The following is a 13,737-nucleotide window of genomic DNA, read 5'->3' as shown; positions in this document are numbered from 1 at the left end:
CGCGATGAACAGTGCCTTGCCTCCGCTGTCTTTCAACCCTGCCGGGATCCAGCTGGATCGGCGCCAGGGCCTTAGCCGCCAGCTGTACCAGGCCCTGCGCCTGCGGGTGCTGGACGGGCGCCTGGCCAGCGGCACGCGCTTGCCGGCCAGCCGCGACCTGGCGGCGGCGCTGGGGATTTCCCGCAACAGCGTGGTGCGCGCCTATGACCAGCTGTATGCCGAGGGGTTTATCGAAGGGCGGGTCGGCGATGGCACCTACGTGGCCCAATTGCCGGAAACACGGTTACCCATCAAAAAACTATCCACAAAAGTATCCACAGGGTTGTCAACAGGCTTGCCCACAGGGTTATCCACAAAATCGACGGAAATAACTGGTGATGCATCCAGTAAAGTTATCCACAGCAGTGGTGTGCAGCGCCTGCAAGAGCACCATCTGAGTACGCCGCCCAGTGGTCCGCCGCGGGCTTTTCGGGTCGGCGTGCCGGCTTTCGATCTGTTCCCGTTCGAGGTCTGGGCCAAGCTGAATGCGGCTTTCTGGCGCAGGCCGAACCTGCACCAGCTGTGCTACGGCGACTCCGCCGGCGATTCGCGGCTGCGCGGCCTGATCGCCGCTTACCTGCGCAGTGCCCGAGGGCTGCAGTGCACCGCTGAACAAATTGTGATCACCAGTGGTGCGCAACAGGGCATCAGTCTTTGTGCACAGCTGCTGGTGGAGCCCGGTGACGTGGTGGCTGTGGAAAACCCCGGCTATCGGGCGGCGGGTCACGCCTTTGCCGTGGCCGGGGCGCGACTGCAGGGCGTGGCGGTGGACCAGGAAGGCATCGACTGCCGTCAGCTGGAGCAACTGGAGCACTGCCGCCTGGCCTATGTCACCCCGTCCCATCAGTACCCCACCGGGGTGATCATGAGCCTGGCCCGGCGCCTGGAGTTGCTGGCCTGGGCCGAGCGCAGTGGAGGCTGGATCGTCGAGGACGACTACGACGGCGAATACCGCTACAGCGGCGCGCCCCTGGCCCCGCTGGCGGCGCTGGACCGGCAGGGACGGGTGATCTATGTCGGCACCTTCGGCAAGGTCGCGTTCCCGGCACTGCGCCTGGGCTACCTGGTGTTGCCGCCGCATCTGGTGCAGGCCTTTGCCCGGCGCCGGGCGGTGGATGTGCGCCATTCCGAAGTCAGCACCCAGGCGGTGATGGCCGAGTTCATGGCCGCCGGGCACTTCCAGCGGCATATCCGGCGCATGCGCCGCGCCGCCCTGAGCCGGCGCAACACCTTGCTCGCCGGCTGGCCCGAGGCGATCCCGGGCGTCGGGCCGCTGCCCACGGTGGCCGCAGGTTTGCACCTGACAGTGCGCGTGGACAGCCTGGCCCGGGAGCAGCAACTGCTGGAGCAGGCGGCCAGTGTCGATGTCGAGGTCAACGGCCTGAGCACCTACTGGTTGCCGCAAACGGCCTTGCCCGAGGATCGGCGGGCCGGACTGGTGCTGGGTTTTGCTGCGGTGCCCGAAGCCGATATCCAGGCTGCGCTGGGGCGTTTGCGCCAGGCCTGGAGGGTTTGAGCGGGTATACTCGCGGGTCCTTTCCTGCCCGAGCATTCCCATGAGCCAGACCCTCTCCCTGGCGCCTGAACGCAAGTTCGGCGCCCCGCTGTGCGCCTTGCTGCTGTTGGTGCTTGGCGCCTTGTTCCTGCAGGTCCAGGTCGGGGCTCGGCAGGTGCTGCTGTTGCTGCTGGGGGCGGCCCTGGGGTTGACCCTGTATCACGCGGCCTTTGGTTTCACCTCGGCCTGGCGGGTGTTTATCCGTGATCGGCGTGGCGCCGGCCTGCGGGCGCAGATGGTCATGCTGGCCCTGGCGGTGTTGCTGTTTTTCCCGGCGCTGGGGGCGGGCAGCCTGTTCGGCCAGCCGGTGGTGGGGCTGGTGGCGCCGGCCGGGGTGTCGGTGATCGTCGGCGCCTTTATCTTCGGTATCGGCATGCAACTGGGTGGCGGCTGCGCGTCGGGCACCCTGTTCACCGTCGGCGGCGGCAATGCGCGGATGCTGGTGACCCTGGCGTTCTTCATCTGCGGTTCGCTGCTCGCCACCCAGCATGTGGACTGGTGGTTCGCCCTGCCGTCGCTGCCGCCGATTTCCATCGTCCAGAGCTTCGGCGTCGGCCCGGCCCTGGGCTTGAGCCTGTGCCTGTTCGCGCTGATCGCCTTGCTCACCCAGACCCTGGAAAAGCGCCGCCATGGCCGCCTCGAAGCCCCGGTCGCCAGCCCGCACCAGGGCTGGCGCCGCCTGCTGCGCGGCCCCTGGCCGCTGGTCTGGGGCGCGGTGGCCCTGGCGTTGCTCAACTTCGCCACCCTGGCCCTGGCCGGGCGCCCGTGGGGCATCACCTCGGCGTTCGCCCTGTGGGGGGCGAAAGTCGCCAGTGGCTTGGGCGTGGACGTGGGCAGTTGGGTGTTCTGGCAGAGTGCGGCGAATGCCAAGGCCCTGGCGGCCCCGGTGTGGCAGGACATCACCAGCGTCATGGACATCGGCATCGTCCTGGGGGCCTTGTTGGCAGCGGGACTGGCGGGACGTTTTGCCCCGAGCCTGAAGATCCCCGCCCGTTCCCTGGTGGCGGCGGTGATCGGCGGGCTGCTGCTGGGCTACGGCTCGCGCCTGGCCTATGGCTGCAACATCGGCGCCTACTTCAGCGGCATCGCCTCCGGCAGCCTGCATGGCTGGCTGTGGTTGGTGGCGGCCTTTATCGGCAACGGCGTCGGCGTGCGCCTGCGGCCCTGGTTCTTCGCCGCAGAGCGCAGCCCCCAAGGCCTCAGCGGCTGCTGAGCACTTTTCGTGGCGAGGGAGCGTGCTCCCGCTCGGCCGCGCAGCGGTCGTAAAGCCGGCTGTGCGGTGTATCAGGCAGAACCGGGAAACCGCTCTTGGGCTTGCTGCGCCATCCAGCGCGAGCAAGCTCGCTCGCCACAGGGAGCGCGGTTCCCGTCCTGGATGAGGGTCAGGTGCCGGACTTGATCTTGGTCCAGGCCCGGGTCCGCGCCCGCTCCGCATCACGGGGCAGCGGCTGCAGGGTATACAGGGTGTTCATCGCCGCTGCTGTCGGATACAGGTTGGGGTTGTTGCGGATCGAAGGGTCCACCAGCTCCGTGGCGTCCTTGTTCGGGTTCGGGTAACCGACAAAGTCGCTGACCGGGGCGATCACCTGGGGTTGCAGCAGGTAGTTGATGAAAGTGTAGGCGTCTTGCGGATCCTTGGCGCCCTTGGGGATCGCCAGCATGTCGAACCAGATCGGCGCGCCTTCCTTGGGCAGGCGCATGTCCACGGTCACGCCGTTCTTGGCCTCCTTGGCGCGGTTGGCGGCCTGGGAGAAGCTCCCCGAATAACCCACGGCCACGCAGATGTCGCCGTTGGCGATGTCGGCCATGTACTTGGACGAATGGAAGTAGGTGATGTACGGGCGAATCTTCATCAGCAGCGCTTCAGCTTTCTCGTAGTCCGCCGGCTTCTTGCTGTTGGGGTCCAGGCCCAGGTGCTGCAGGGCCAGGGGCAGGATTTCCGACGGCGAATCCAGCAGGGCCACGCCGCACTGCTTGAGCTTGCTGATGTTCTCTTCCTTGAAGATCAGGTCCCAGCTGTCCACCGGCGCCTGGTCGCCCAGGGCGGCCTTGACCTTGTCCGGGTTGAAGCCGATCAGGATGGTGCCGTACATGTAGGGCACGGCGAATTGGTTGCCCGGGTCGTTGGCCTCGATCAGCTTCATCAGCTTGGGGTCCAGGTGGTTCCAGTTGGGCAGCTTGCTGCGGTCCAGGGGCTGGAACACCCCGGCCTCGATCTGCTTGGCCAGGAACACGTTGGACGGCACCACCACGTCATACCCGGAGTTGCCGGTCAGCAGCTTGGCCTCCAGGGCTTCGTTGGTGTCGAAGATGTCGTAGACCAGCTTCACCTGGCTGTTCTGCGCCTTGAAATCCTCCAGGGCCTTGGGGGTGATGTAGTCGAACCAGTTGTACACCCGCAGCGTGCGCTCTTCGGCGTGGGCGGCGGTGCCCAGCAGGCTGGCGCACAGGGCGGGAATCACTAAGCGTTTGAGTCTTTGCATGATGCGAATCCCTCACTGGGCGCTTTGAAAACCTTCGAGAACGTTCACGGCGTTGATGCCGATTTCTGCTACCGCGTAACCGCCTTCCATGACGAACAGCGTCGGCTTGCCGAGGGCGGCGATGCGCTTGCCCATGGCCAGGTAATCCGGGCTGTCGAGTTTGAATTGCGAGATCGGGTCGTCCTTGAAGGTGTCCACGCCCAGGGACACCACGATGATGTCGGCGCCAAAGCGCTGGATCTCGTCGCAGGCCTGCTCCAGGGCCGCGCTCCACAGGTCCCAGCCGCTGCCGGCGGCCAGTGGGTAGTTGAAGTTGAAACCTTCCCCGGCGCCTTCGCCGCATTCGTCGGCATAGCCCAGGAAGAACGGGAACTCGGCTTCCGGGTGGCCGTGGATCGAGGTGAAGAGCACGTCGCTGCGCTCATAGAAAATCGACTGGGTGCCGTTGCCGTGGTGGTAGTCGACATCGAGGATCGCGACTTTCCGGTGGCCCTGGTCGAGGAACGCCTGGGCGGCGATGGCAGCGTTGTTCAGGTAGCAGTAACCGCCCATCAGGTCGCTGGCGGCGTGGTGTCCCGGTGGCCGGCACAGGGCGAAGGCGCTGTGGGCGCCGTTCTGGATATGGGCCTGGGCGGTCAGCGCCACCTGTGCTGCGCTGTAGGCCGCCTGCCAGGTGCCGGCGGTGATCGGCGCGCCGCCGTCGAAGCTGTAGTAGCCCAACTGGCCGTGGAGGCTGGTGGGAATCACGCTGCGCAGGGTGCGCGCCGGCCAGGTGTAGGGCAGCAGGTCGCCGTCGATGCCCTGTGCCGCCCAGCGTTCCCAGGCGCCCTTGAAGAAGTCCAGGTAGGCCCGGCTGTGGATGCGCTCGATAGGCTCCAGGCCGAAGTCCCTGGGTGCCTCGACCGGACCGAGGTTGCGCTGTTGCACCCGGTCCAGCACGTGGTCGGCCCGGGAAGGCATTTCGAAACAGGGCATCAGTTGCCCGTCGATGAGTTCACAACGGCCGTGGTGCAGGTGGTGATCGTCCGAGTAGATCGTCAGCATTTTCTTGTTCTCCGCAGGCTGATTCGGTGGCTCACAGTCTTGCGGGGCGCGGGGTTTCGGAGAACGGCAGGAGCGGCCAAAAGGGGATCGATCTGGCCAAAGTGTTTGACCGAAATTCGCCCCTTAAAGAGGCGCGGCGCCCCATTGCGGGGCGCCACGGATCTCAGCCGGCAGGTGGGGCGGGAACGTAGCGCTGCAGCACCTTGAGCATGTCCTCGCGTTTGTTCCGGGCGATGGCTTCCAGCAACAGGGTGTAGCCCTTTTTCTCGCAGTGCTGGCCGACAGTCGGGTCGGCGCCTTTCTCCAGCAGCAGGGCGAACAGCTCCAGGGTGTCCTGCTGGCTGACGGAGGGCGACTGGGCGTCGGCGGAGGTCTTGTCGGCCACCAGGGTCAGCAGGCTTTCGCCGACGGGCTGGTTGTAGCAGGTGCCGCGGCCGTAGCTCAGGTTGAGGTTGGCACCGGCCTCTATCAGCTGCCTCATGGCCACCTGGTTGTTGCCCGAAAACGCCCGATACAGCGCGGTTTCACCATTGTCGGTTGTGCGCCGGTCGAGGTTTTGCGGGTGTTGCAGCAGCCAAGTGAAGCCTTGCAGGCTGCGCTTGTTCTCGGCCATCTGCATCAGGGGCGTCACGCCCTGGCTGTCGGGTTCGTCGAGGGCGACACCGGCCTTGATGAGGAACTTCAGGCGTCCGCCCTGGCTCAGGTCGGGGCTGTCGCCCAGATCGCGGCGCATGGCCAGGGTCGCCAGGGTGGTCCAGTTGTACAGGCCGCTGGTGTGGGCGCCGTGCTCCAGGAGCAGCCTGGCGATGTCCAGGTGCGGCGCGTCCAGGGCGTGCAACAGGGCGCTGCGGCCATCGTCGGCCATGACCTCGCCGCTGATGCCGCTGGCCAGCAGGCGCTGCACTTGGGTCAGGTCGCCGGCATCCACCGCGTCCACCAGCGGCCAGAAGCCCTGGCACGCCTGTGGGTTGGCGGCGCTCAGGCCCAGGCGCTGCAGGACCCGGGGCGGGATGCTCATCTGGCGTCGCAGGCGCAGGCCGCAATACACCCGATAGCCCTCGATGGCCCGGCCCTGATGGGCGTTGTCCAATGGCCGCTGTTCGAACAGCGCCCAGTCCAGGTCCGCCAGGTTGAGGTAGGTCGGCATGCGTCCAGGGTCGCGGCGCAGCACTTCCTGGAGCCAGGGGCGGGCAGTTTGCAGCTGACCGGCCTGGCTGGCCCAGAAGGCGATGTCATTCAGCAGGCCGGGGTATTCGCGGCGATCGCTGGCGATGCTGCGAAAGTCATGGACGACGAAGAAGTCTTCCACTGCGCGGATGCCCGGCAGTTTGTCCTTGGCCGTGCGCAGTTGTTCGTGCAGCGCGCGGAACTCTTTCCAGAGACTGTCCGGGTTCGAGGCTGGCGCTGGCACATAGGCGTTGATGGTGATCGGCCCGCGGCCTTGGGTGAAGGGGCGGAACCACCGCGGGAATGTCTCCAGGGCCTGCAACCATTGCTGCCCGGTTTCCTCGCTGATGGGTTGCAGGGGGGTGAATTCCATCTGGCTCAGGTCCCGGCGGTGACTGATGGCCAGCAGCGGGTGCTGCGGATCGCGCTGGTCGACCAGCAGGTAGCGCCCGCTAAGTTGCCACTCGGATGGCTCCTTACACTGGAAGCTCAGGGGCGTCAGGCTGATGCCGGGGACCAGGGTGTTGCTCGTGGGCCAGATGTCACTGACCGGGATGTCATCGCCCGGGGCTACACAGGCCCGCAGCTCTTTGGGGCTGAACAGGGCCACCGGCGGCGACTTGTAGATCCGTTCCCGGTACTTCAGGTCCTGGTAGGCATTGAAGTAGAACAGCCCGCGGTACTGGCTCAGGACAATCCGCAGCGGCACCCGCTCCAGGCCCGGCAGGGGGAACGGCTTGAGCTCCAGGGTGGCGGTTTCCGGGGAGTCGAGGACGAAGTTGCGGCGCATTCCCGACCATTTGAACCAGGCCAGGTCCAGGTCGAAGGCCTGGGCCACGGGGGCGGCCGTCAGCAGTGCCAGCGCCAGGCCAAGCCCGCGAATGCCGATGCGCCGGGCGATGGCGCCTGAGAGTAGCTTCAACGTTGCAGTCCCTTGCCGGTAGAAAGCCCGGCAATGTAATGCAATCGGCGCCGTTGTGCCGGGCTTTGTTTCAGGGGCGCAGCGGGCGCCACGCGTCAAAGACGAAACGCCGTCGCCGGCGGTGGTGGCGCAAAGCCTTGCAGCACCTTGAGCATGTCGTCGCGCTTGCGCCGGGCCATGATCTCCAGCAGCCAGGTGTAGCCGTTGTTCTTGCAGTAGCGGCCGAGGTTGGGGTCGGCGCCTTTTTCCAGCAGCAGGGTGAACATGTCCAGGCTCTGTTGCTGGCTGACCCAGGGATTGATGACCTCGGGCGAGCCCTGTTCGGCGACGATCATCAGCAGGCTTTCGCGAATCGGCTGCCCTGCGCAAGCATTGCGGCCGTAGCTCAGGTTGAGGTTGGCACCGGCCTTTATCAGTTCTCTGGCGGCGGCGTAGTTGCCGCCCTTGAGCGCCAGGAACAGCGCGGTTTCGCCGTCTGGCCCGCTGCGTTTGTCGAGGTCCTGCGGGTGTTGCAACAGCCAATTGAAGCGCTCGATGTCGTCGCGCTCCTTGGCCATTGCCTGCAGCACGGTGCCGCCCTGGGCATCCTGTTCATCGATGGCGGCGCCGGCCTGCAGCAGGAAGTTGAGGCGTTTGGCCTGGCTCAGGTCCGGGTTGTCCTTGAGGTCGCGGCGCATGGCCAGGAACACCTGGGTGCGGCCGTTGTATTGACCTTGTGGGCGGGCGCCATGGGCCAGCAACAGCCGAGCGATGTCCAGGTCGGGCTTGTCCAGGGCGTGCAACAGCGCCGGGCGTCCGTCGGCGGCGATCACGTCGCCGCGCAGGCCGCTTTGCAGCAGGCGCCGAACTTCGCCCGCGTCACCCTGGTCCACCGCTGTCACCAGCGGCCAGGCGCTCTGGCACGCCTGTTCGCTGGGGGCCTCAAGGCCCAGGCGCTGGGTGACCCTGGCGGGGACCCCAAGCTGGCGTTGCAGGCGCAGCCCGCAGTACAGCCGATAGTTCTCCATGGCCCGGCCCCGGTGCCGGGTGTCTGCGGGCTGCTGCTCGTACAGGCGCCAATCCAGGTCCGCCAGGTTGAGGTAGGTCGGCATGCGCCCCGGGTCGCGACGCAGCACGTAGGCCAGCCAGGGCCGGGCGCTCTGCAACTGGCCGGCCTCGGTGGCCCAATAGGCGATGTCGTTGAGCAGGCCCGGGTAGGTACTGCGCTCGGGGGCGATGGCGCGAAAGTCATGGCGGGTGAAGAAGGCTTCCGCCCGGGCGATGCCCGGGGCCTTGTCCTTGGCGTCGCGTAGTTGCGCGTGCAACTGGCGGAACTCCGCCCAGACCTGATCCGCGCCGGGCGGCGGCGCATAGGGCTTGACGCTCAGCTGGCCGCTGCTGGCGTCAAAGGGTTCCAGCAGCTTCGGGTATTTGTGCAGGGCTTGCAGCCATTGCTGCTGCAGTTCGGGGGTGATTGGTTGCTGCGGGGTGAAGTCGATCCGTGCCTCGCCCTGGCGCTGACCGATGGCCAGCAACGGCCGCTGGGGATCGCGGCTGTCCACCAGCAGATAGCGATTGCTCAACTCCCAGCCCGGGCTCTGGCAGTCGAAACTCAGTTTGATCAGGCTCAGGGCGGCTTCCAGCTGCTTGCTCGGCGGCCAGTTGTCGGTGGCCTCTGCGGGGCGCTGCTCGGGCGTGCAGTCCTGGAGCGCCTGGGCATCGAACAGCGGCAAGGGCGGTGACTTGTAGACCCGCTGCCGGAACTGCCCATCCCCATAGCCGTTGAGGTAGAACAGCCCTTGGTATTGGCTGAGGATCAGCCGGGCCGGTGGCTGGGCCAGCCCGGGCAGGGGAAAGGGTTCGAGTTGCAGCGTGGCGGTTTCCGGGTCGTCCAGCAGGATGTCGCCCTGCATCTCCCACCAGCGGATCTTCGACAGGTCGAAGGCCTGGGCAACGGGGCCGCCCGCCAGCAGCGCCAGTGCCAGACACAGCCCGCGAATACCGATGCGCCGGGCGATGGCGCCTGTGATTGGGTTCAAGCTTGCAGTCCCTTGCCGGTTTCAAAGCTCGGCAATGTAATGCAATCGGCGTCTTTATGCCGGGGTTTGTCTCAGGGCCGGAACTGGCTCGGCGCCACGCCGCTCCAGCGGATGAAGGCATGGCGAAAGCTCGCGGTCTCGCTGAAGCCCAGGGCCTCGGCGATGCGGTAGATGGGCATCTGGTCTTCGCAGAGCATCTGCTTGGCCCGCTCGAAGCGCAGCTCGTCCAGCAGCTCCTGATAGCTGCAGCCCAGGTCGCGCAGGTGGCGGCGCAGGGTCCGGGCCGAGCAGTTCATCTGTTCCGCCAGCCCCTCCAGCCCCGGCGCGGCGTCCAGTTGCGCCGCCAGCAGCTGGCGGATGCGCCCGAGCCAGGCCTGGCGTCCGGTGAACTCGGTGTTCTGCTTGCGGCAGCGCTCGGCCATGGCCTGGTGAGTGATGGCATCCGCCAGGGGCAGGGGGTGTTCGAGCCATTGCTGGTCGAAGGCGAAGGCGTTGCTGCGGGCATTGAACTGCAGCGGGCAGTCGAAGGGCTCGCGGTAGCGCTGTTGATAGTCCGGCGCCGGGTAGTCGAAGCGCGCCCCCAGCAGCGGCAGCGGGTGGCCGAGCAAGTCGTCGCAGATGACCTTCAGCGACACCAGGCAGAACTCGGTATTGAACGCCGCCAGGGCCGGGCTTTCGCGGTAGCCGGCGGCGGTGAACCAGATGCGCGGGCCGTCGGCTTCCAGGCTCAGTTCGAAAAGTGTTCCCAACAGCGCCGGATAGCGCATGGCCAGGCGCAAAGCGTCACCTAAGGTGGCACTGGTGAGCAGGGCATAGCCGAGCATGCCGTAGGAGGAAACGTGCATGCGCCGGCCCAGTTCCAGGCCGATGTCCCGTTGCAGGGCCACGGCATTGGCGCACACCAGCATCTCTTGATTGGTGGTGATGCGGGTATCGGCGCGGCTCAGGTCGGCGGGGTTTATCCCGCTGCCGGCCAACAGGGCTTCACTGTCCTGGCCCTGTTCCTTGAAGGTGTTGAGCACCAGGGAAACGGCGTTGAGGGTGGTGAGGTGCGAGTGCAGCATGCGCAGATTCCAGCCAGGGGAAGACCCTTAACCGGAGCAAGTTGCATGCCGCCCGCGATCAGACCTGCGGTTTGCCGGCCCGCTGCATGGGGCATTGCGAGCGTTGTGTGGCTAGTGACTTGGCGCTTTGATTGGTGCAACCTGCCTGCCATTCATCGCCTGAAGTGGCGGTGCAGCAACCTCGATAAAGGACTATGTATGACCCTCATCCCTGCGCGTTCCCTGCTTCTGGTCTCCGGCTTGCTCCTGAGTTCGCTGTGCCTGGCCGAGGCTGAGCCAGGCAGCGAAAGCACCATCAAGGACTCTGCCAAGTCAGCCGTCTCATCAGCCATTTCGGCAGGCAAGAACCTCTTGGGCGGCGTCAGCGAAGGTGTGCTCGACGGTCGCCAATCGGCGCAAGGCGTCGACGGTGCCTCGATCATTTCCTCTCGCGAGCAAATGAAAGGCCGCGTCGATGTCCAGGTATTGAAAACTGAAGCCGTCGGCGACAGCTTCAACGTTACCCTGGGCTTCAAGAACAGCAGCGACAGCCAGTTGCGACTGATCAACCTCAAGCAGACCGGCGCCCTGCTGGCGATCGACCAGGACGGTTACGCCAACAATCTGACTGTCAGCCTCGACAACCCGGACGAAGTCACCATCCCGGCCAAGGCGGCAGTGCGGCAGAAGTTCGTGTTTGAAGGGCCGATCGAGAGCTCGAGTTCGGTGCGGGTCTGGGGCCAGGATTACACGGTCAAAAAGTAACCCGACAGCCACCCTCTGCTCGTCGTCGAGCCAGCAGCTACCGCAGTAGCCACCGGCTCCCGAGCGCGAGCTTCAGCTCAACTCGCCACACAGATCGAGTTCGACCAGGCGCCGCACTTCGGCGCTTTCCAGCCCGGCACCGAGCAGCGCATTGAGCTTGCCGAACGCCGCTTCGCGAGTCATGCCGCCACCGGACAGCACGCCCACGCCGCGCAGGCGGCTGCCGGCTTCGTAGATGTCCAGCTCCACACCGCCTTCATGGCACTGGGTCACCGCCACCACCACGATGCCTTGCTCCTGTGCGCGCTTGAGACTGGCCAGGAACGCCGGGTTGTCGCTAGGCCCGGTGCCGCTGCCGAAGCACTCCAGCACCAGGGCCTGGATGCCGCTGTCGAGCACGCCGTCCAGCAGCTCGGCGCCGATGCCGGGGAACAGCGGCAACACGCCGACCTTGGCCAGTTGCTTGGCCTGGCGGTAGTCCAGCGCCGCAGGAAGCGCTTCGGCCTTGGCGCCGCCGCCATTGCGTTGCAGGGCGGCGAACGGGTGACGGCCGAAACTGCGGATTTTCGCGCAGCGGGTCGGCGCCAGCAGCTCGCCGTGGAAGTACAGGTGCACCCCCGGTGCCAGGCCCTGGCCCAGGGCCAAGAGGGCGCCACTGAGGTTTTCCCAGGCGTCGCTGTCGGGCACGCCGGCCGGCAGCATCGAGCCGGTGAACACCACGGGCGCCGGCAGGCCCAGCAACTGGAAGCTCATGGCGGCGGCGCTGTAGGCCAGGGTGTCGGTGCCGTGCAGGATCAGCACGCTGTCGCAGCCTTGGTCCACGGCCTCGACCACCGCTTCACGCAGGCGCTGCCAGTAGTCGGGGGTCATGTTGGCGCTGTCGATCAGCGGCGCCATCTCGCGAAAGCGCCAGGCCGGCACCACCAGTTCGGGCTGGCTGTCGAGGTAGGCGCGCATGCGCACGTCGAAACCGGACGCCGGGGCCAGGCCGTCGGCGCTGGCCTGCATGCCGATGGTGCCACCGGTGTAGAGCACCATGACGTGCTGGGCGACAGGGTAGGTCGAAGGGTTCATGGGATTCTCCGAAACGGTGAGTTCCTGTGGGAGCGGGCAAGCCCGCTCGCACATTTATCGAACTGTAACCGACGGGTGCAGAGGATGCCCCCGTCGTTCACCCGTCAGCGTTGCGCTGCGGGTACGCCTTGCGGCTCGGCCTGGGTGGCGGCCGAAGGTTCGGCAGGCCAGGCCTTCAGGTCCAGGTCCAGATCGGCGAACTTGCGCGAGTCGAACACCGGCTGGTCGACGCCGGCGCGGCGCTGCTCGTCGTAGTCGCGCATCACCCGCAGGCCGACCTTGAACAGCATGGCCAGGGCCACCAGGTTGACGAAGGCCAGGCAGGTCATGGTGATGTCGGCGAAGGCGAACACGGTCGAAAGGTCCTGCATCGAACCCCAGACCACCAGCGCCAGCACCAGGCCGCGGAACAGCATCAGCACGGCGCGGTTGCGGCTGAGGAACTGCAGGCTGTTTTCGCCCAGGTAGTAGTTGTAGAGGATGCAGGTGAAGACGAACAGCGACAGCGCGACGCTGACGAACAGGCGGCCCCAGTCACCGACCACGGCGGCCAGCGAGTTCTGGGTCAGGACGATGCCATCGCCTTCGAAGCCAGGAGTGTAGAAGCCCGACAGCAGGATCAGCAGCGCGGTGCAGGTGCAGATCACGAAGGTGTCGAGGAACACGCTGAAGGCCTGGACCACGCCCTGGGCGCCCGGGTGCTTCACGGCGGCCACGGCGGCGACGTTCGGCGCACTGCCCAGGCCGGCTTCGTTGGCGAACACGCCACGCTTCACGCCCATGACGATGGCGCTGCCCAGCAGGCCGCCGAAGGCCGGATCGAGGCCGAAGGCGCTCTTGATGATGGTTTCCAGCATGGCCGGCACGTGTTCGATCTGGGTGCCGATCACGTACAGGGTCACGGCGATGTAGGCCAGGGTCTTGATCGGAACCAGCAGGTCGGACACCGCGGCGATGCGCTTGATGCCGCCGATGAAGGTGATGGCCAGCAGCACCGCCAGGACGATGCCGGTGTGGCGTGGGTCAAAGGCAAAGGCGTCCTGCAGCGAGTGCGTCACGGTGTAGGACTGCAGGCCGATGAAGGCGAAGCCGTAGGTGACCAGCAGCAGGATCGAGAACACCACCGCCATGCCCTTGAGCTTCAGGCCGTGCTGGATGTAGTAGGCCGGGCCGCCGCGGTACAGGCCGTCGCCGTCGGCGCGCTTGTAGACCTGGGCCAGGGTGCACTCGAAGAAGCTGCTGGACATGCCGACCAGTGCGGTCACCCACATCCAGAACACCGCGCCAGGGCCGCCCAGGGTCACGGCGATGCCGACGCCGGCGATGTTGCCCGCGCCCACCCGGCCAGCAAGGCTGAGCATCAGCGCCTGGAACGAGCTGAGCTGGCCGCCGCTGCTTTTCAGGCTGTCGCGGAACACCGCGAACATATGGAGGAAGTGGCGCAATTGAACGAAACGCGAGCGGATCGTGAAGTAGCTGCCGAGCCCGACAATGAGCACGATCAGCACTTTCCCTGAGAGGAAGTCGTTGATGACTTCGAGCATGGATTATTCCTCGCTGTTTTTTGTGTAGGCAAAAGCAGAACGGACGGAAACATTCAGTTACACCGCTGATTGCACGCACGGCA

At 66.1% G+C, this 13,737-nt stretch carries 10 protein-coding genes; 3 read left to right on the top strand and 7 right to left on the bottom strand.

The features are described 5' to 3' along the window. Window positions 1-4 precede the first annotated feature (4 nt). Together pdxR and POS17_RS30205 are read left to right on the top strand one after the other, a co-directional pair. The gene (gene pdxR, locus POS17_RS30210) at window positions 5-1,555 is read left to right on the top strand and encodes a MocR-like pyridoxine biosynthesis transcription factor PdxR (RefSeq protein ID WP_060841790.1); all 1,551 of its coding nucleotides are present in this window, start codon (window positions 5-7) and stop codon (window positions 1,553-1,555) included. 40 nt (window positions 1,556-1,595) lie between these two features. Next, window positions 1,596-2,807 (top strand): YeeE/YedE family protein, encoded by a 1,212-nt coding sequence (locus POS17_RS30205; RefSeq protein ID WP_060841789.1) that lies wholly within the window; start codon window positions 1,596-1,598, stop codon window positions 2,805-2,807. A gap of 169 nt (window positions 2,808-2,976) precedes the next feature. On the opposite strand, the gene POS17_RS30200 is transcribed toward POS17_RS30205, so the two are convergent. The 5 genes from POS17_RS30200 to POS17_RS30180 form a co-directional block, all read right to left on the bottom strand. Then, the gene (locus POS17_RS30200) at window positions 2,977-4,077 is read right to left on the bottom strand and encodes a polyamine ABC transporter substrate-binding protein (protein ID WP_060841788.1); all 1,101 of its coding nucleotides are present in this window, start codon (window positions 4,075-4,077) and stop codon (window positions 2,977-2,979) included. A gap of 12 nt (window positions 4,078-4,089) precedes the next feature. Further along, complete coding sequence (locus POS17_RS30195; RefSeq protein WP_060841787.1) at window positions 4,090-5,121, bottom strand: histone deacetylase family protein; 1,032 nt, start codon at window positions 5,119-5,121, stop codon at window positions 4,090-4,092. 163 nt (window positions 5,122-5,284) lie between these two features. Further along, window positions 5,285-7,210, bottom strand: coding sequence for an ankyrin repeat domain-containing protein (locus tag POS17_RS30190; RefSeq protein WP_060841786.1), 1,926 nt, complete (start codon window positions 7,208-7,210; stop codon window positions 5,285-5,287). Between the two features lie 95 nt (window positions 7,211-7,305). Then, window positions 7,306-9,228 carry an ankyrin repeat domain-containing protein gene (locus POS17_RS30185; protein WP_060841785.1) on the bottom strand — a complete coding sequence of 641 codons (1,923 nt, stop codon included), beginning with the start codon at window positions 9,226-9,228 and terminating at the stop codon, window positions 7,306-7,308. A gap of 71 nt (window positions 9,229-9,299) precedes the next feature. Further along, a complete protein-coding gene (locus POS17_RS30180; RefSeq protein ID WP_060841784.1) occupies window positions 9,300-10,292 on the bottom strand; it encodes an AraC family transcriptional regulator in 993 nt (330 codons plus the stop codon). A 198-nt stretch (window positions 10,293-10,490) separates the two neighbouring features. Between POS17_RS30180 and POS17_RS30175 the strand changes: the two genes are divergently transcribed. After that, complete coding sequence (locus POS17_RS30175; protein WP_231978992.1) at window positions 10,491-11,036, top strand: hypothetical protein; 546 nt, start codon at window positions 10,491-10,493, stop codon at window positions 11,034-11,036. Between the two features lie 72 nt (window positions 11,037-11,108). Here the strand turns inward: POS17_RS30175 and POS17_RS30170 are convergent, their stop codons facing one another. Then, the gene (locus POS17_RS30170; protein WP_060841782.1) at window positions 11,109-12,110 is read right to left on the bottom strand and encodes an asparaginase; all 1,002 of its coding nucleotides are present in this window, start codon (window positions 12,108-12,110) and stop codon (window positions 11,109-11,111) included. 104 nt (window positions 12,111-12,214) lie between these two features. Continuing rightward, entirely contained in the window at window positions 12,215-13,654 is a 1,440-nt protein-coding gene (locus tag POS17_RS30165; protein WP_060841781.1) for an alanine/glycine:cation symporter family protein, read from the bottom strand. Between the last annotated feature and the right edge of the window lie 83 nt (window positions 13,655-13,737).

The sequence above is a fragment of the Pseudomonas sp. Os17 genome (assembly GCF_001547895.1).
Taxonomy (GTDB): Bacteria; Pseudomonadota; Gammaproteobacteria; order Pseudomonadales; family Pseudomonadaceae; genus Aquipseudomonas.
This window is presented reverse-complemented; position numbering and strand designations above follow the sequence as displayed.

Excerpts from the sequence above, each read along its gene's own strand:
- POS17_RS30170 (WP_060841782.1), bottom strand. The coding sequence starts at position 12,110 with ATGAACCCTTCGACCTACCCTGTCGCCCAGCACGTCATGGTGCTCTAC.
- pdxR (WP_060841790.1), top strand. The coding sequence starts at position 5 with ATGAACAGTGCCTTGCCTCCGCTGTCTTTCAACCCTGCCGGGATCCAG.
- POS17_RS30200 (WP_060841788.1), bottom strand. The coding sequence starts at position 4,077 with ATGCAAAGACTCAAACGCTTAGTGATTCCCGCCCTGTGCGCCAGCCTG.
- POS17_RS30165 (WP_060841781.1), bottom strand. The coding sequence starts at position 13,654 with ATGCTCGAAGTCATCAACGACTTCCTCTCAGGGAAAGTGCTGATCGTG.
- POS17_RS30205 (WP_060841789.1), top strand. The coding sequence starts at position 1,596 with ATGAGCCAGACCCTCTCCCTGGCGCCTGAACGCAAGTTCGGCGCCCCG.
- POS17_RS30175 (WP_231978992.1), top strand. The coding sequence starts at position 10,491 with ATGACCCTCATCCCTGCGCGTTCCCTGCTTCTGGTCTCCGGCTTGCTC.
- POS17_RS30195 (WP_060841787.1), bottom strand. The coding sequence starts at position 5,121 with ATGCTGACGATCTACTCGGACGATCACCACCTGCACCACGGCCGTTGT.
- POS17_RS30180 (WP_060841784.1), bottom strand. The coding sequence starts at position 10,292 with ATGCTGCACTCGCACCTCACCACCCTCAACGCCGTTTCCCTGGTGCTC.